The organism is Streptomyces sp. NPDC005551 (genome assembly GCF_042871785.1).
GTDB lineage: Bacteria > Actinomycetota > Actinomycetes > Streptomycetales > Streptomycetaceae > Streptomyces.
This window is the reverse complement of the sequence record NZ_JBIAJE010000010.1, coordinates 242,946-259,641: the sequence shown is the minus strand read 5'-3', so window position 1 is coordinate 259,641 and position 16,696 is coordinate 242,946. Positions and strand designations below refer to the sequence as shown.

Genomic DNA, 16,696 nt, shown 5'->3' with positions numbered 1-16,696 from the left:
CCGCCATGGTCGACATCAAGTCCGTCCACAAGAGCTTCGGTTCGCTCGAGGTGCTGAAGGGCGTCGACCTCGAAGTACGGGCGGGGGAGGTCACCGTGATCCTCGGCCCCTCCGGCTCCGGCAAGTCGACGCTGCTGCGCACCATCAACCACCTGGAGAAGGTGGACCAGGGCTGGATCAGCGTCGACGGCGCGCTCGTCGGCTACCGGCGCTCCGGCGACAAGCTGTACGAGCTGCGCGAGCGCGAGATCCTCAGGCAGCGCACCCGGATCGGTTTCGTCTTCCAGAACTTCAACCTCTTCCCGCACCTCACCGTGCTGGACAACGTCGTCGAGGCGCCGGTGTCCGCGCTGAAGCGCCCGCGCAAGGCCGCCGTGGCGAGTGCCCGGACGCTGCTGGACCGGGTCGGGCTCGCCGACAAGGCCGATGCCTACCCCAAGCAACTGTCGGGCGGCCAGCAGCAGCGCGTCGCCATCGCCCGCGCACTCGCCCTGGAGCCGAAGCTGCTGCTCTTCGACGAGCCGACCTCGGCACTCGACCCCGAGCTGGTCGGCGAGGTGCTCGACGTCATCAAGGACCTCGCCCACCAGGGCACCACGATGATCGTCGTCACCCACGAGATCGGCTTCGCCCGCGAGGTCGCCGACACCGTCGTCTTCATGGACGACGGCCGCATCGTCGAGCAGGGCACGCCCGGCGACGTACTCGACCGCCCGGGGCACGAGCGCACCCGCGCGTTCCTCTCCAAGGTCCTGTGACCACCCCTTCCTCCTTTGTCGCCAAGTCCCCTTTCATCCATGAGGAGTTCCACCATGCTGTCCCGACGCGTCCTCGCCGCCTCGTTCGCCGCTCTCGTCGCCGCCCCGCTGCTCAGCGCCTGCGGCGGTGACAGCGACGCGGCGACGGGGACGGGCGCCGCCGGCACCAAGAAGGTCGGCAACATCAACATCGGCCCCGACCAGCACCGCGTCCGCGGCGAGAAGGTCGACAGGATCGCCGCGCTCGTGCCGGCGGCGATCCGGAAGCGCGGCACGCTGAAGCTGGGCCAGAGCGCCGACGCCTCGCCGCCGCTCGGCTTCTACGCGACCGACGACAAGACCCGCATCGGCTCCGAGATCGACCTCGCGACGCTGGTCGCCGACACCCTCGGGCTGAAGCTCGACAACGACGAGGTCTCCTGGGAGAACCTCTTCGTCGGCCTCGACAGCGGCAAGTTCGACGCCGTCTTCTCCAATGTCACCGTCACCGAGGAGCGCAAGGAGAAGTACGACTTCGCGACCTACCGCCTCGACAACATCGCCTTCGAGGCGAAGAAGGGCACGTCCTGGAAGGTCGAGGGGCCCAAGGACGTGGCCGGTAAGACCGTCGCCGTGTCCTCCGGCACCAACCAGGAGAAGATCCTCGTCGACTGGAGCAGACAGAACGAGAAGGCGGGCCGCGAGCCCGTCTCCATCAAGTACTTCCAGAAGGACACGGACTACTACCTGGCACTCCAGTCCGGCCGCATCGACGCCTATCTCGGCCCCAGCCCGTCCGCCGCCTACCACGTGGCCTCCGCGGGCCAGAGCGAGATCGTCGGCACGCTCTCCGGTGCCGGGGACAAGCTCCAGGGCAAGATCGCCGCCACCACCAAGAAGGGCAGCGGCCTCGTCGACGCCTACGCGGCGGCCCTCGACCACGTGATCGAGAACGGTTCCTACGCGAAGGTCCTCAAGCGCTGGGGACTGAGCAGCGAGGCCGTGAAGAAGTCCGAGATCAACCCGCCCGGGCTGCCGAAGACCTGAACCCGTCCCGGCGGCCGCGCGCCCCGCGCGGCTGCCGGTCCCCCTCGCCTCCTCAGCCCGCCGCCACGGCGGCCGGCTGTCCCCCCACCAGAAAGGCCCGACCCATGACCGCACCGAACGGCCGGGGGCTCCTGCACCTGGCCGCAGCCCTCGACCAGGAGGCGGCCCACGACGCCGCCCCGTACGTGGAGTCGGCCCGGCTCGCGGAGCGCGGTGCCCTCGACTTCGTGACGCTCGGCGACACCTTCGCGCGCCCCGGGCCCGACGCGCTCGCCGTCCTGTCCCGCGTCGCGCCCGCAACGACCCGTATCGGCCTGGTGCCGACGGTGACGACCACGCACACCGAGCCCTTCCACGTCCAGGCGGCCGTGGCGACCCTCGACTGGGTCAGCCGCGGCCGGGCCGGCTGGCACCTCGACGTGTCGACGACCGAGGGCGAGGCCCGGCTGTTCGGGCGGCGCCGCGCCGCGCCCGCGGAGGCGCTGTGGCAGGAGGCCGGCGAGGTCGCCGACGTGGCCGCCCGGCTCTGGGACAGCTGGGAGGACGACGCGGAGATACGCGACCGGAAGACCGGCCGCTTCATCGACCGGGACAAGCTGCATCACGTCGACTTCCAGGGCACCGCCTTCTCCGTGAAGGGCCCCTCCATCGTGCCGCGGCCCCCGCAGGGCCATCCCGTCCGGGTCGTCGACGCGACCGGGGAACACGCCCGGCGGGTCGCGGCCCGCCATGCGGACGTGGCGATCGTCCGGGCCGTGAACGCCGCCCGGGCCGGCGCGCTCCGCACCGAACTGCGGGAAGCCGCGGCGCGGTCGGGCCGTGACCCGGACACGCTGCGTGTCCTCGCCGGTCTCACCGTCGACCTCGGTGACGGCGAGCACGCGGCGGACCCCGGCCACGGCGGGGGAGGGCCCCGGCAGACCGCGCAGGGTCCCCTGTACCGCGGCGGTCCCGTGGACCTCGCCGAACTGATCGCCGCCTGGCACGAGGCCGGTGCCGTCGACGGCTTCCACCTCACACCCCTCGCGCCGCGCCGTGACCTCGAACGGCTCGTGAACGGCACGGTCGCGCTGCTCCAGCACCGCGGCCTGTTCCGCACCTTCTATCCGGGCAGCACGCTCAGGGAACACCTGGGACTGACGCGGCCCGTCAACCAGTACGCGGTGGCAGGGAAAGCGTCATGACCGTCCGTCCGTCCACGCGCAAACAGATCCATCTGGCGGCCCACTTCCCCGGCGTCAACAACACCACGGTGTGGGCCGACCCGCGGTCGGGGTCGCAGATCGACTTCACCTCCTTCGAGCACCTCGCCCGCACCGCCGAACGCGGTCTGTTCGACTTCTTCTTCCTCGCCGAGGGGCTGCGGCTGCGGGAGCACAAGGGGCGCATCCACGACCTCGACGTCGTGGGCCGGCCCGAGTCCCTCACCGTCCTGAACGCCCTCGCCGCCGTCACCGAGCGGCTCGGGCTCGCCGCCACCGTCAACGCCACCTTCAACGAGCCGTACGAACTCGCCCGCAGGCTCGCCACGCTGGACCACCTCAGCGCCGGCCGGGCCGCCTGGAACGTGGTCACCTCCTCCGACGCCTTCACCGGCGAGAACTTCCGCCGCGGCGGCTACCTCGACCACGCCGACAGGTACACCCGCGCCGCCGAATTCGTGGCCACGGCACGGGAGTTGTGGGACTCCTGGACACCGGACGGCGTGCCGCGCCCGTTCGCCCACCGGGGCCGGCACTTCGACATCGCGGGTGAGTTCACCGTGCCCCGCTCCCCGCAGGGGCACCCCGTCGTCATCCAGGCCGGGGACTCGCCGGAGGGGCGGGAGTTCGCCGCGTCCGCCGCCGACGTCATCTTCACCCGGCACGGCACCCTGGAGGCGGGCCGTGCGTTCTACGCCGACGTGAAGGGGCGGCTCGCGGCGTACGGGCGCGCACCCGAGGACCTCAAGATCATGCCGGGCGTCACCGTCGTGCTCGGCGACACCGCCGCCGAGGCCCAGGAGAAGGCGTACGGGATCCGCCGCCGGCAGGTCTCCCCGCAGAACGCGCTCCTCGCGCTGGAGCAGATCTGGGGCGTCGACCTCTCCTCGTACGACCCGGACGGGCCCCTTCCCGACCTCGACCCGGTGCCGGACTCCGAGCTCGCGCAGGGCCGGACCCGGCTCGGTGATCCCTTCGCCATCGCCGCCAGGTGGCGCGCCCTGTCGCGCGCGAAGGGACTGTCCATCCGGGAGACCGTGATCGAGGCGACCGGCCGCCAGTCCTTCATCGGCACCCCGGAGGCCGTCGCCGCCGATCTCGACGAGTTCGTGGCGACCGACGCCGCCGACGGCTTCATCCTCGTGCCGCACCTGACACCGGGCGGGCTCGACGAGTTCGTGGACCGGGTGGTCCCGCTGCTCCAGGAGCGGGGCGCGTTCCGTACGGAATACACCGGGACGACGCTGCGCTCGCACCTCGGGTTGCCGGATCCGGTATGGAAGGGTTGAGCACATGACGACGGACGCATCCCAGGACTGGAAGCACTGGCACGAGCAGCGCACCGAGACGGTGACGGCGCCCTACGGCCCGCTCTCCCTGACGGGCACGTACTGGCTGGAGGATTATCCGGAGGGTCGACTTCCGGACATCCCGGGGCGGTGGGCCGCCGAGGGTGACGCGGTCGTGCTGACGGCCCGGGAAGCCGACGGCCTCACCGTCGACGGAGCGCCCTTCGGTGGCGAGATCCGGCTGGTGGCCGACTCGGGACCGGCCGCCGCCGCCCGGGTCGGCCACGGTGAGCGCCGGCTCGTCGTCCTCGCCCGCGAAGGGGTCTGGGGGGTACGCGACTTCGACCCGGCATCTCCCGCGCGGCGGGCCTTCCAGGGCATCGACGCCACCCCGTACGACGCGCGCTGGTCGGTGCCCGGACACTTCACGCCGTACGGCGAGAGCCGCACCGTGCGGGTCGAGAACGTGGACGGCCGGACCCGGGGTCTGGGGCTCGGCGGAGTGCTCGCCTTCACGCTGGACGGTCAGGACCTCACCCTCCAGGTGTCGGTCGAGGACGACGGCTCGCTCTGGGCCGTCTTCGCCGACACCACCAGCGGGAACGGCAGTTACCGCTTCCGGTTCCTGCGCCCCGCGGCACCGGACGCCGACGGCGGTACGACGGTGGACTTCAACCGCTCCCTGCTGCCGCCGTGTGCCTTCGCCGACCACTTCGTCTGCCCCTTCCCGCCGCCCGGGAACACGCTGGGCACGGCGATCGAGGCGGGGGAGCGCAGGCTGCGGTGAACCCGCTCGGGGAAGCCGGGGTCCGGCGGGTTCGCTGATCAACTCCGTTGTGGTGAGGGCAAGTTGAACGCTGCACGGCCGAAAGGCGCCCTTGCGCCGGTCGGCCGTGCAGCCGAATATTCCCCACAGCGCTTGTCAGGGGCACGCCTTGTTCGGAATCCGGACGGACCCCTGGCTGCGCCTCACGGGCCCCGACCCCACGCGGGCCCCCGACTTCCCTTCGGAGGAACGACACGTGAGGATCAAGCGCACCACCCCCCGCAGCGGTATATCGAGACGGTCCCGGCTGATCGCCGTGAGCACCGGACTCGTGGCCGCCGCGTCGTTCGCGGTCCCCAACGCGAGCGCGTCCGACGTGCACACCTTCAGCGCCACCCAGCTGAGCAAGGTGAACAAGTCGGTGCTCGCCTCCGACATCGCCGGCACCGCCTGGGCGGTCGACCAGAAGACCAACCGCGTCGTCGTCACCGTCGACAGCACGGTGTCGAAGGCCGAGATCGCGCAGATCAAGCGGGACGCCGGCAGCAACGCCGACGCCCTCGTCATCAAGCACACCCCGGGCAAGTTCAACAAGCTGATCTCCGGCGGCGACGCCATCTATGCGAGTAGCTGGCGCTGCTCACTGGGCTTCAACGTCCAGGACAACAGCGGGAACTACTACTTCCTCACCGCCGGTCACTGCACCGACGGCGCGGGCACCTGGTACTCGAACTCCGGGCGCACCACCACGCTCGGCACGACCACGGGCTCCAGCTTCCCGACCAACGACTACGGCATCGTCCGGTACACCAACTCGTCGGTGACCAAGTCCGGCGCGGTGGGCAGCCAGGACATCGCCAGCGCGGCCACGCCGTCCGTCGGCACCACCGTCTACCGTCGCGGCTCCACGACCGGCACGCACAGCGGCCGGGTCACCGCGCTCAACGCGACGGTCAACTACGGCGGTGGCGACGTCGTCTACGGCATGATCCAGACCACGGTCTGCGCCGAGCCCGGAGACTCCGGCGGCCCGCTGTACGGCGGCTCCACCGCCTACGGTCTGACCTCCGGCGGCAGCGGCAACTGCTCCTCCGGCGGTACGACGTTCTTCCAGCCGGTCACCGAGGCCCTCAGCGCCTACGGCGTCCACGTCTACTGAGACGAGGCGCACCGCACCCGTACGGCCGGACTGCAGCCGGCGGCATCCGGGCCCCCGCACGCAACCGGCGTGCGGGGGCTCGCCGGTCACCGGGGTGCTTTGAGCGACCGGCGCCCGGATCGGCTGACGGCGCATCGTTGCGGCGGGAGTCCCGCACCCACCGGTCGTGGGGCGGGACTCCCGCCGGGGTGCGGGCCGGTCACACGGGCCGGGGGGAGACCTCGGCCGGGGCATGGCGCTTCTCGCGCAGGGACGCCGCGAGGAGGGCCACCGCGCTTCCCGCCACCGCCCAGGCGGAGAGCACCAGCAGCGAGACGGTCACGTCGTTGCCCCTGAAGTAGGCGATCGAGCGGGCGGCCCAGGTGCCGGCGCCGGGCGGCAGGGCCGGCCCGATCGCCTTCCAGAAGGGCGGCAGCATGGGCAGCGGGAAGGCGCCGCCCGCGCTCGGGTTTCCCGCGATCACGATCAGCAGGATGGCGAGCCCGATCCCGACGATCCCGAAGAGGCCCCTGAAGGGCCAGCGTGGCCGCGCCGACCGCGAAGGTGATCAGCGCCCCGAGACCCCACAGCGCCCAGACGCTGCCGGGCAGGGCGCCGAGGACCGGACCGACGATGACCGCGCCGCCGAGCCCGCCGGTGATCGCGATGAGGGCCATCACCGCGAGCCGGATCGCCGCGCGGCGCGGGTTGGCAGGCCGGGCGCCCGAGCTGATCGCCAGGATCGACGCGGCGAGATAGCCGCCGACGCACCAGCCGACGACCAGGTAGAAGGACGAGAGCCCGTCGAAGTCCTGGTCGGAGGCCGGGGCCAGGTCGACCACCCGGACCGTGCGCCGCTCGCTCTTCTCCAGGGCGGTGGTGAGGGCGCCCAGCGTGTTGGCGAGGGCCGCGCCCCCGCCGGAGGCCACCAGCAGTGTGTCGGTGGTGCCGGACGGGTCGACCACCAGTGCGCCGTCGATGTCGCGGTTCATGATCTGCCGGCGTGCCGCGGCCGCGTCCGTGACCGTCCGCGCGTCCAGCGGCCCGCCCGGGATCTGCCGCAGCCTGCTCACCGTCTGCTCGGCCGCCGCCCGGGGCGCGACGACTCCGAAGGGCACGTCCCGGGGTCTCGGGTCGTGCAGCGCGCCCACGTAGGAGGCGACGAAGAGCAGCTGGAGGGCGATCACTCCGATGACGAGGAGCGTGGCCCGTGGGGTGACAGCGTCCCTCACCTCGGTGAGGAAGGACGTACGCGGGGTACCGGCACCGGCTGTCTGCGTCATGCCCCCACGCTCCGGGCGGCACGGTGTTTGCGCAGGTGGGACGGGCCCGAATGGATGTAGCACGCTTGTTCGAAAATTGGTCTATGGTGGAGGTGAGGCAGTTGGGAACTAATGTTCGAGAGCCCGGCCAGGGGCTCGCGGGTGCGGGAGGTGCGTGTGCCAGGGTTCACGCATCTGCACACCGTTTCCGGGTTCTCCGTGCGGTACGGGGGCTCGCACCCGGAGCGGCTGGCCGAGCGCGCCGCCGAGCGGGGCATGGACGCCCTCGCGCTCACCGACCGGGACAGCGTCGCGGGCGCGGTCCGGTTCGCCAAGGCGTGCGCGAAGGCGGGCGTCCGTCCGCTGTTCGGCGCCGAGCTCGCGGTGGGCGGGCCCGGACGCGGGGAGAAACGGCGCACCCCGGTCCGCGGCGGCGCCTTCGTCGACGAGTCGGCACCCCGCGCGACCTTCCTCGCCCGGGACGGTGCGGCCGGCTGGGCGGACCTCTGCAGAATCGTTACGGCATCGCAGGCCGGTGAGGGCCCGCCGCTGCTGCCCCGGGCGGACAACCACGCCGAGGGGCTGACCGTCCTGCTGGGCCCCGCCTCGGACGTCGGCCGCGCGCTCGCCGCCGGGCGCCCCGACCGGGCCGCGGAACTGCTCGTGCCCTGGCGGGAGGGGTACGGCGACGCCCTGCGCCTGGAGGCCGTCTGGCACGGGCGCGAGGGCACCGGCCCCGGCTCCCTGCGACTGGCCGCGCGCACCGTCGGCTTCGCGGCCGAGCAGGGGGTGCGCCCGGTGCTCAGCAACGCCGTCCGGTACGCAGACCCCGGCATGGGCCCGGTCGCCGACGTCCTGGACGCCGCCCGCCGTCTCGTCCCCGTCGACCCCCGGCGCGGGCTGGACAGCGGCGAGGCCTGGCTCAAGGACCCGGGCGCCATGCTGGGCGCCGCCGAGCGGATCGTCGAGGCCGCCGGCTTCCGCCGCGAGACCGCGTACCGGCTGCTCGAACAGACGCAGGCCACCGCCGCCGAGTGTCTCGTCGACCCCGAGGACGACCTCGGCATCGGCGCCGTCCACTTCCCCGAGCCGCACCTCGTCGGGGCCGGCCGCCGCACCGCCCAGCGCGCCCTGGCCTCCCGGGCGGCGGCGGGCATGGTGCTGCGCGGTTACGCCGGACGCCGGGACTACTGGGAGCGGATGCACCGGGAACTCGACATCATCGCCCATCACAACTTCGCCTCCTACTTCCTGACAGTCTCTCAAGTCGTGGACGACGTCCGGGAGATGGGGATCCGGGTCGCCGCACGCGGTTCCGGCGCCGGCTCGCTGGTCAACCACCTCCTCGGCATCGCGCACGCCGACCCCGTCGAGCACGGGCTGCTGATGGAGCGGTTCCTGTCCAAGCGCCGCCCGGTGCTGCCCGACATCGACATCGACGTGGAGTCCGCGCGCCGGATCGAGGTCTACCGGGCGATCATCGGCCGGTTCGGCACCGAGCGGGTCGCGACCGTCGCGATGCCCGAGACCTACCGCGTCCGGCACGCCATCCGCGACGTGGGCGCCGCGCTGTCCATGGACCCGGCCGACATCGACCGGATCGCCAAGTCCTTCCCGCACATCCGCGCCCGCGACGCCCGCGCCGCCCTGGACGAACTGCCCGAACTGCGGCAGCTGGCCGGGGAGAAGGAGAAGTACGGGCGGCTGTGGGAGCTGGTCGAGGCGCTCGACGCCCTGCCGCGCGGCGTCGCCATGCACCCGTGCGGGGTGCTCCTCTCCGACGCCTCCCTCCTCGCCCGTACGCCGGTCATGCCGACCAGCGGCGAGGGCCTGCCCATGTCGCAGTTCGACAAGGAGGACGTCGAGGACCTCGGACTGCTCAAACTCGACGTCCTCGGGGTGCGGATGCAGTCCGCGATGGCGCACGCCGTGTCCGAGGTGGAGCGGGCGACGGGTGGCTCCGTGGACCTGGACGCCGTACCGCAGGGCGACCCGGCGACGTACCGGCTCGTGCAGTCCACCGAGACGCTGGGCTGCTTCCAGATCGAGTCGCCGGGCCAGCGGGACCTGGTCGGGCGGCTGCAGCCCGCGACCTTCCACGATCTCGTCGTCGACATCTCGCTCTTCCGGCCGGGGCCGGTCGCCGCCGACATGGTGCGGCCGTTCATCGAGGCACGGCACGGCCGCGCGCCCGCCCGCTATCCGCACCGGGACCTGGAGGGTCCGCTGAAGGAGACGTACGGAGTCGTCGTCTTCCACGAGCAGATCATCGACATCGTCGACATCATGACCGGGTGCGGGCGGGACGAGGCGGACCGGGTGCGGCGCGGGCTGTCCGACATGGAGTCGCAGGGGCGGATCCGCATCTGGTTCGCCCAGCACGCGGCGGCGAAGGGCTACGACGCGGAGACGATCGCGCGCACCTGGGAGATCGTCGAGGCCTTCGGTTCGTACGGCTTCTGCAAGGCGCACGCCGTCGCCTTCGCCGTACCGACGTACCAGTCGGCGTGGCTGAAGGCGCATCACCCGGCCGCCTTCTACGCGGGGCTGCTCACGCACGACCCCGGGATGTACCCGAAGCGGCTGCTGCTGGCGGACGCGCGGCGCAGAGGGGTGCCGATCCTGCCGCTGGACGTGAACCGGTCGGCGGTCGCCCATCGTATCGAACTGGTGTCTGAATACAGGGGGGTCAAGGACGTCTGGGGCGTGCGGCTGGCACTCTCCGACGTGCACGGCATCAGCGAGGCCGAGGCGGCACGGATCGCGGACGGACAGCCGTACGCCTCACTGCTCGACTTCTGGGAGCGGGCCCGGCCGAGCCGGCCGCTCGCCCAGCGGCTCGCGCAGGTCGGCGCCCTCGACGCGTTCGGCGCCAACCGCCGTGATCTGCAACTGCACTTGACGGAGCTGCACCGGGGCGCGCGCGGCGGGCGCGGCGCCCAGCTTCCGCTGGCAGGCGGCCGGCGGACGGCGTCGGCCGGGCTGCCGGACCTCGACGAGGCGGAGAAGCTCAGCGCAGAGCTGGGCATCCTCTCCATGGACACCTCCCGCAACCTGATGGACGACCACCGGGAGTTCCTCCAGGAGCTGGGCGTGGTCACGGCCCGCCGGCTGCGGGAGGCGCGCAACGGTGAGACGGTCCTGGTGGCGGGCGCCAAGGCGGCCACCCAGACCCCGCCGATCCGCTCGGGCAAACGCGTCATCTTCTCCACGCTGGACGACGGCACGGGCCTGGTCGACCTCGCCTTCTTCGACGACTCCCACGACACCTGCGCGCACACCGTCTTCCACTCCTGGCTGCTCCTCGTGCGCGGAGTGGTCCAGCGCCGCGGCTCACGCGGCTTCAGCGTGGTGGGGGCCGCCGCCTGGAACCTCGCGGACCTGCTGGAGGTGCGCCGGGAGGAGGGCCTGGACGGCGTGGCCGCACGGCTGGCCGAGGCGGACAGGGCGGCCGGGGACGGCTCCGACGGTTCTCCGCGGGACGGCGACGGGCCGTCCCGGGCCAGGCTCGCGGGTTCGGAAGGACGGCCCCGCCCGGCAGGCTCCGCCGCCCAGGACCCGATGGCCGACCGGAGCATCCGCCTGCCCACGGGGTTCCGGATGCACCCCTGGGCCGATCTGAAACCCGCGGGCGACGGGCCCGCGGGAGGAAAGAAGTTGTGGCACCAGTCTCCGGGGAGTGCGGGATGACCATCCTCTGCGTACGTTTCCAGCTGCCTCCGATGTCCGAGGCCGCCCTGCCCGAACTCATCGGCCTGCTGGAGGAGTTCACTCCGGTCGTCGAGGCGCTGCCGCCCGACGGGGCGCTCGTGGACCTGCGGGGCGCCGAACGGTACTTCGGCCGGGGCGTCGTGGAACTCGCCTCGGTGATACGGGTGCGGGCCCTCGCCCGCCACGGCGTGGACTGTGTCATCGGGGCCGGCCCCGGCCCGGTGCTGGCGCGCATGGCCCTGCGGCAGGCCACGCGCGGTGGGACCCGGGTGGTGTCCGGCGATCCCGGCTCCGTCAGGGAGTTCCTCGCGGACCAGCCGGTCGCGGCGCTGCCCGGCGTCGGCGCCGCCACCGCCCGCACCCTGTGCGAGTACGGCCTCGACACCCTCGGCAAGGTCGCCGCCGCACCCCTGTCCACCCTCCAGCGGCTCACCGGCGCCCGGGCCGGCCGCGAACTGCACGAGAAGGCCTCCGGCGTCGACCGCGGCCGTGTCGTCCCGAACGCCGCGGCGCGCTCCCTGGCGGCGGAACGCCCCTTCGCCCGGGACGAGTTGGATCCCGGTCGGCACCGCAGGGCGCTGCTCTCCGCGACCGAGGAGCTGGGCACCCGGCTGCGCTCGCTGGAGCAGGTGTGCCGCACGCTGACGCTCACCGTGCGCTACGCCGACCGCTCCGCGACGACCCGCAGCCGCACGCTGAAGGAGCCGACCGCTCACTCGTCGGCACTCACGGCCACCGCGTACCGCATGTACGAGGCGCTCGGCCTGCAACGCGCCCGGGTGCGCGCGGTCGTCCTGCGCGCCGAGGGGCTGGTCCCCGCCGAGCAGGCCTCCTACCAGCTCACCTTCGATCCGGTGGACGAGAAGGTCCGCCGGGTCGAGGAGGCGGCGGACCGGGCGCGGGCCCGATTCGGACCGCACGTGATCGTGCCGGGGACGCTGGCCGCGTAGCCGAACCCGCCCGCCGCGGCCTCAGTTGGCCCAAGGAGGTGTGATCCGGGTGCCGTCGGCCAGTTCGGCCTCCAGGCCGACGGACGTGGTGACCCAGGAGACCGCCGGCTGCCCCGTGGGGTTCTCCACGCCGAGAGTCGCACCGGCGTTGACGATCAGGACGTCGCCCGCGGTGATCCGCTCGGTGCGGCCGTCGAGGGTGACCAGCAGCTCTCCGGAGACGAGGTGGAAGATCTCCTCGCGGTTCACGGTGTGCAGCGGGGCTCTGGTGCCCGCGGGGATCTCACCGCGCCAGGCGCACAGCTCCCGGCTGCCGCTGCGGGGAGCGGCGTACGACAGGAAACGGGCGCCGTGCATCTCGTGGACGACGGCTTCGGACGAACGGACGACGGGCATGGCGACCTCCACTGGAACCACATGGTCAAGCTTCTTGACTATATGGTCAGGCAGCTTGACCACTTCGTCAAGGGTGTTTCAATGCTCCCGTGCACAATTCCGAGGCCATGGCCCTGTCCGCCGCCCTGCTCGCCGTCGCCGGTGAGCTGACGCAGCGCATCCACGCCGGTGTCGTCGCGCGCGGCTTCGAGGGGCTGCGGCCCGCGCACGGCTTCGCGTTCGCCCGGATCGCCCCGGACGGCGCGACGGCCACCGATGTCGCCGCCCATCTGGGGATCACCAAGCAGGCCGCGAGCCAGCTCGTCGACGAACTGGTCCGCAAGGGGTACGTCGAGCGCCGGCCGCACCCCGGGGACGCCCGCGCCCGGCTGCTCGTGCTGACCGAGCGGGGGCGGGCCTGCACGCGAGCCGCGGAGGAGGCGGCGGCGGAGGCCGTGCGGCCGTGGGCCGAACTGCTCGGCGAGGACGAAGCCGACCGGCTGTGCGCGCAGTTGACACGCATCGCGCCCCGGGGCCCCATCCGCCCCACGTGGTGAGGCCGAACCACAGGGCCCGGCCACCCGTGCGAGTTTTTACCGACGCGTAACTTCACTCTTGCACTACTCGCTCGTAACTTGATGAGTGAACAGCATCCTCGTGATCCGGATCACAGGGCGTACGTCGCCGCAACTCCCTTGAGCCGCAAGGAGATCACCCGATGCTGCCCTGGAAGCGCGCCCTCAGACCCCTGGCCGCCCTGCTCCTGGCCGCCGCCGCCACCGCCGCCCCCGCCGCCACCGCCCAGGCGGACACCGCCTCCGGCCGCGGCTGGAACGACTACTCCTGCAAGCCCTCGGCCGCCCACCCGCGCCCCGTCGTCCTCGTCCACGGCACCTTCGGCAACTCCGTCGACAACTGGCTGACCCTCGCCCCCTACCTGGTGAACCGGGGCTACTGCGTCTACTCACTCGACTACGGCCAACTGCCGGGCGTCCCGCTGTTCCACGGCCTCGGCCCCATCGACAAGTCGGCAGGACAGCTCCGGGTCTTCGTGGACAAGGTGCTCGCCGCGACCGGCGCCGCCGAGACCGACCTCGTCGGCCACTCGCAGGGCGGCATGATGCCCCGCTACTACCTCAAGTTCCTCGGCGGCGCCGCCAAGGTGAACGCCCTCGTCGGAATCGCGCCCGACAACCACGGCACCACCCTCAACGGACTCGCCAAGCTCCTCCCGTACTTCCCGGGTGCCGAAGCCCTGCTGTCCGCTAGCACGCCGGGACTGGCCGACCAGGTGGCCGGCTCCGCCTTCCTCACCAAGCTCAACGCGGGCGGCGACACCGTCACGGGCGTCCACTACACGGTGATCGCCACCAAGTACGACGAGGTGGTCACGCCGTACGCCTCGCAGTTCCTCAGCGGCTCCGGCGTCCGCAACGTGCTGGTGCAGAACCTGTGCGCCGCCGACTTCTCCGAGCACGTGGCGATCGGCCTCCTCGACCGGGTCGCGTACCACGAGGTGGCGAACGCCCTCGATCCGGCGCACGCCACCGCGACCACCTGCGCGTCCGTGCTCGACTGACGTGCTCGACTGACCACCCCGGCCGGGCAGTCCGGCCGCCGTGAACGGGGTCCGCCCGGCCTGAGCCGCCGGGCGGACCCCGGACCCGTGCGCGACCGGGCGCGAAGTCGCCTCGCGTCAGCGGCCGTGGCGACCTCCGGCCGCCGCGCGGCGCCGGACCGAGGCGAACAGCGCCGCGGCGCCGACGGCCAGGGCGGCCGCCCCGCCGATCGCGAGGTACGAGGTGCTCGGATCGCCGCCCGTCTCCGCCAGGTTCTCCGAAGTCCCCGCGGCGGCGGGCCGGTTCACGGTGCCGGCGGCCGGCCCGGCGTCCTTTGCGCCCGAGGCCGCGGTGGGCTCCGCGTCGTCCGCGCCCGAGACCGCGGTGGGGTCCGCCGATGTGCCGGCGTCGTCGTCGCCGTGGCCGTGGTGCTCCACGGTCGACTTGCCGGCACCGTCCTCGATCTGCTCCTCGGAAGGCGCGGAGGCCGACGGGGCGGGGACGGAACCGCCGCCGCTCCCCGTGGAACGGCTGCCCTCGCCGCTTCCGGCTCCGCCGCCGAAGGTGACGTCCGAGCAGGAGTAGAAGGCCTCCGGGCTGTCCGAGCGCTGCCAGACCGCGTACAGCAGCTGCTTGCCGGAGCGCTGCGGCAGCGTGCCGGAGAAGGTGTAGTAGCCGTTCGCCGCGGCCGGGTCGGTCTTCGCGGCGACCGGGTGGGCCAGGTCCAGGTCGCCCCAGCCGAGCGGCTTCGACGGGTCGTAGCCGTCCTTGGTGATGTAGACCTTGAACGTGCCCCGGTGCGGGGCGGTCACCCGGTACCTGAAGGTGTACGAGCCGCTGCGGACGCTCGTCGCCGGCCAGTCGGCGCGGGGCAGGTCGAGGCCCTTGAACTCGTCGTTGCCGGCGCTGCACAGCGTGCCGTCGGCGATCAGCTGCTGGTGCCGGCCGTCCGCGTCGCCGATCCGGATGCCGTTCCAGTCGTACAGCGCCTGCGTGCCGCCGGCCGCGACGGCCGCCTTGCAGGCAGCCGACTCCGGGCTCTCCGGGCCCTCCGCGTAGCACTGGGACACCCGGCTCACCGGGTCGCCCATCGTGCCGTGCGCCGCGGCCGGCGCGGTGGCGAGCACGGTCAGCGCGAGGGGGACGACACCGGCGGAAGCGACCGCGGCGGCCGTGCGGCGAGCGGGCATGAAGACTCCTCGAAACGGTCCTGAACTGTGGGGCGTTCAGCAAGCTAGCCCGAGGAATCCGCCGAATCCCCTGCTGGGAGCGGGGGACGGCGATCTTTATGGTGCGGTTAAGGGAGCGCTGAGACTGCGATCAGGTAGGTACCGTTCCGGGTGATCAGGTAGGTACCGTTCCGGATATGGACGAGGCTTCGACAGACGCAGGGGTGCCGGAAATCCGGCCGGCGGGTGCCGCGGACGTGGCCGCCGTCGCGGCCGTGACCGACGCGGCGTACCGGCCGTACATCGCGCGCATCGGTGTGGTGCCGCAGCCCATGGAGGCGGACCACGCGGCGCAGGTGGCGGCGGGGCGGGTGTTCGTCACGGGGGAGCCCGTCACGGGCCTCGTGGTGATCGAGGCGCACGCGGACCATCTGTTCCTCGACAGCATCGCCGTCCATCCCGACGCCCACGGGAAGGGCGTCGGGGGACGGCTGCTCGCCTTCGTCGACGCACACGCGCGTGCGCTCGGGCTGTCCGAGGTCAGGCTCTACACCAACGCGATGATGTGGGAGAACCAGAAGATCTATCCGAAATTCGGCTACGAGGTCGTGGAGCGTCGGGTCGACGGTCCCTATGACCGCGTCCACTACCGAAAGCGGCTTCTCTGACGCTCTCCGTAGTTGTCCGGGGCGGTCGACGGTCGGCGGGGCTCAGCAGGGGCGGGCGTCCGGACGGCGTGGATCAGCCGTCGGGCCACCAGGTGCGGTGGATGTCCTTGCGGACCTCCGGGCGCTCCGTGGGGCGCTCGTCGGCCTCGTCCCGCACGCGACGGGAGTCCGACCTCTTCAGGGGCTTCTGCACGGTCACGCGGCGCATGGCTGCCTCCTTGGCCTACCGGGTTCCGTGACTCCACGGAGGTAGACCCTGCTGGGGAGCGTTCCTCATCGGTCGGAATCTGTCAGTGGCGGTGGTCACGATCCGACGGTCCGTCGGACTGTCAGTGGTGGGTGTCACCCTGGCCACATGACCATTAACGGCCACAGCCAAACGTCGGGCGTCGATCGGGTAGCGGAGTCCGTCACTTTCGACGTCGCGCCGGATCACGGTCCGCGTGATCCCCCGGTGCGCGATTCCCGGGCCGCCCGGCTGCGGAAGTGGCTGCCGGAGCGGGCCTCGGACGTCCTTGACCTGGGATGCGGGGCGGGAAGCCTGTCACTCCTCGCTTCTGGGCAGGGGCACGGGGTCACCGGTGGCGGCCTCTCCCCGTACATGGTCTCGCAGTCCCGCGCGAAACTCGCGGGACGCGACGCGGTGTTCATGGCCGGTGACGCTGCGCTTCCGCCCGTGGGGGGGGGGGGGGGGGGGGGGGGGGGGGGGTTGTGGGGGGGGGGGGGGGGGGGGGGGGGGGGGGGGGGTTTTTGTGGCCGGGGGGGGTGAGCCCCCCCGGGCGGGGTTTTGCGCCCGAGGCCGTCCAGGCCGAAGCGGGGGTCC

General features: G+C 72.5%; 14 protein-coding genes and 2 pseudogenes. 12 read left to right on the top strand and 4 right to left on the bottom strand.

What is annotated here, in order from left to right; all coding sequences use genetic code 11:
• Positions 1-5: 5 nt before the first annotated feature.
• The 6 genes from ACFYP4_RS28345 to ACFYP4_RS28320 all read left to right on the top strand — a co-directional run bounded on the left by ACFYP4_RS28345 (position 6) and on the right by ACFYP4_RS28320 (position 6,200).
• Positions 6-758 (top strand): amino acid ABC transporter ATP-binding protein, encoded by a 753-nt coding sequence (locus ACFYP4_RS28345; protein ID WP_358855609.1) that lies wholly within the window; start codon positions 6-8, stop codon positions 756-758.
• Between the two features lie 54 nt (positions 759-812).
• Positions 813-1,784 (top strand): ABC transporter substrate-binding protein, encoded by a 972-nt coding sequence (locus tag ACFYP4_RS28340; RefSeq protein WP_388789125.1) that lies wholly within the window; start codon positions 813-815, stop codon positions 1,782-1,784.
• A 104-nt stretch (positions 1,785-1,888) separates the two neighbouring features.
• On the top strand, positions 1,889-2,968 hold the full coding sequence (locus ACFYP4_RS28335; RefSeq protein WP_388789122.1) for an LLM class flavin-dependent oxidoreductase: 1,080 nt from the start codon (positions 1,889-1,891) through the stop codon (positions 2,966-2,968).
• Complete coding sequence (locus ACFYP4_RS28330) at positions 2,965-4,275, top strand: NtaA/DmoA family FMN-dependent monooxygenase (protein ID WP_358855606.1); 1,311 nt, start codon at positions 2,965-2,967, stop codon at positions 4,273-4,275. Before ACFYP4_RS28335 ends, ACFYP4_RS28330 begins: the two co-directional genes overlap by 4 nt.
• Before the next feature lie 4 nt (positions 4,276-4,279).
• On the top strand, positions 4,280-5,062 hold the full coding sequence (locus ACFYP4_RS28325; protein ID WP_358855607.1) for a DUF1684 domain-containing protein: 783 nt from the start codon (positions 4,280-4,282) through the stop codon (positions 5,060-5,062).
• Between the two features lie 235 nt (positions 5,063-5,297).
• Positions 5,298-6,200, top strand: a complete 903-nt coding sequence (locus ACFYP4_RS28320) for a S1 family peptidase (protein WP_358855608.1) — start codon at positions 5,298-5,300, stop codon at positions 6,198-6,200.
• A gap of 199 nt (positions 6,201-6,399) precedes the next feature.
• Here the strand turns inward: ACFYP4_RS28320 and ACFYP4_RS28315 are convergent.
• Positions 6,400-7,462 (bottom strand): annotated as a pseudogene (locus ACFYP4_RS28315) (DUF3533 domain-containing protein).
• A 156-nt stretch (positions 7,463-7,618) separates the two neighbouring features.
• Between ACFYP4_RS28315 and ACFYP4_RS28310 the strand changes: the two are divergent.
• Together ACFYP4_RS28310 and ACFYP4_RS28305 are read left to right on the top strand one after the other, a co-directional pair.
• Complete coding sequence (locus ACFYP4_RS28310; RefSeq protein WP_358855569.1) at positions 7,619-11,131, top strand: DNA polymerase III subunit alpha; 3,513 nt, start codon at positions 7,619-7,621, stop codon at positions 11,129-11,131.
• Entirely contained in the window at positions 11,128-12,102 is a 975-nt protein-coding gene (locus ACFYP4_RS28305; RefSeq protein WP_358855570.1) for a hypothetical protein, read from the top strand. Before ACFYP4_RS28310 ends, ACFYP4_RS28305 begins: the two co-directional genes overlap by 4 nt.
• Before the next feature lie 21 nt (positions 12,103-12,123).
• Here ACFYP4_RS28305 and ACFYP4_RS28300 read toward each other — a convergent pair whose 3' ends face one another.
• Entirely contained in the window at positions 12,124-12,498 is a 375-nt protein-coding gene (locus ACFYP4_RS28300; protein ID WP_358855582.1) for a cupin domain-containing protein, read from the bottom strand.
• Between the two features lie 89 nt (positions 12,499-12,587).
• Between ACFYP4_RS28300 and ACFYP4_RS28295 the strand changes: the two genes are divergently transcribed.
• Positions 12,588-13,034 carry a MarR family winged helix-turn-helix transcriptional regulator gene (locus ACFYP4_RS28295; RefSeq protein ID WP_358855571.1) on the top strand — a complete coding sequence of 149 codons (447 nt, stop codon included), beginning with the start codon at positions 12,588-12,590 and terminating at the stop codon, positions 13,032-13,034.
• Positions 13,035-13,195: 161 nt separating this feature from the next.
• Positions 13,196-14,056, top strand: coding sequence for an esterase/lipase family protein (locus tag ACFYP4_RS28290; RefSeq protein WP_388789116.1), 861 nt, complete (start codon positions 13,196-13,198; stop codon positions 14,054-14,056).
• A gap of 117 nt (positions 14,057-14,173) precedes the next feature.
• On the opposite strand, the gene ACFYP4_RS28285 is transcribed toward ACFYP4_RS28290, so the two are convergent.
• Positions 14,174-15,226, bottom strand: coding sequence for a lytic polysaccharide monooxygenase (locus ACFYP4_RS28285; protein WP_358855573.1), 1,053 nt, complete (start codon positions 15,224-15,226; stop codon positions 14,174-14,176).
• A gap of 176 nt (positions 15,227-15,402) precedes the next feature.
• On the opposite strand from ACFYP4_RS28285, the gene ACFYP4_RS28280 reads away from it, so the two are divergent.
• Positions 15,403-15,873 (top strand): GNAT family N-acetyltransferase, encoded by a 471-nt coding sequence (locus tag ACFYP4_RS28280; RefSeq protein ID WP_388789113.1) that lies wholly within the window; start codon positions 15,403-15,405, stop codon positions 15,871-15,873.
• A gap of 73 nt (positions 15,874-15,946) precedes the next feature.
• Here the strand turns inward: ACFYP4_RS28280 and ACFYP4_RS28275 are convergent, their stop codons facing one another.
• Entirely contained in the window at positions 15,947-16,081 is a 135-nt protein-coding gene (locus ACFYP4_RS28275) for a hypothetical protein (RefSeq protein ID WP_358855575.1), read from the bottom strand.
• 147 nt (positions 16,082-16,228) lie between these two features.
• Here ACFYP4_RS28275 and ACFYP4_RS28270 point away from each other — a divergent pair.
• A pseudogene (locus ACFYP4_RS28270) lies at positions 16,229-16,555 on the top strand (methyltransferase domain-containing protein); the annotation flags it as partial.
• Positions 16,556-16,696: the final 141 nt, after the last annotated feature.

Excerpts from the sequence above, each read along its gene's own strand:
- ACFYP4_RS28305 (WP_358855570.1), top strand. The coding sequence starts at position 11,128 with ATGACCATCCTCTGCGTACGTTTCCAGCTGCCTCCGATGTCCGAGGCC.
- ACFYP4_RS28335 (WP_388789122.1), top strand. The coding sequence starts at position 1,889 with ATGACCGCACCGAACGGCCGGGGGCTCCTGCACCTGGCCGCAGCCCTC.
- ACFYP4_RS28290 (WP_388789116.1), top strand. The coding sequence starts at position 13,196 with ATGCTGCCCTGGAAGCGCGCCCTCAGACCCCTGGCCGCCCTGCTCCTG.
- ACFYP4_RS28275 (WP_358855575.1), bottom strand. The coding sequence starts at position 16,081 with ATGCGCCGCGTGACCGTGCAGAAGCCCCTGAAGAGGTCGGACTCCCGT.
- ACFYP4_RS28300 (WP_358855582.1), bottom strand. The coding sequence starts at position 12,498 with ATGCCCGTCGTCCGTTCGTCCGAAGCCGTCGTCCACGAGATGCACGGC.
- ACFYP4_RS28325 (WP_358855607.1), top strand. The coding sequence starts at position 4,280 with ATGACGACGGACGCATCCCAGGACTGGAAGCACTGGCACGAGCAGCGC.
- ACFYP4_RS28340 (WP_388789125.1), top strand. The coding sequence starts at position 813 with ATGCTGTCCCGACGCGTCCTCGCCGCCTCGTTCGCCGCTCTCGTCGCC.
- ACFYP4_RS28345 (WP_358855609.1), top strand. The coding sequence starts at position 6 with ATGGTCGACATCAAGTCCGTCCACAAGAGCTTCGGTTCGCTCGAGGTG.
- ACFYP4_RS28285 (WP_358855573.1), bottom strand. The coding sequence starts at position 15,226 with ATGCCCGCTCGCCGCACGGCCGCCGCGGTCGCTTCCGCCGGTGTCGTC.
- ACFYP4_RS28280 (WP_388789113.1), top strand. The coding sequence starts at position 15,403 with ATGGACGAGGCTTCGACAGACGCAGGGGTGCCGGAAATCCGGCCGGCG.
- ACFYP4_RS28330 (WP_358855606.1), top strand. The coding sequence starts at position 2,965 with ATGACCGTCCGTCCGTCCACGCGCAAACAGATCCATCTGGCGGCCCAC.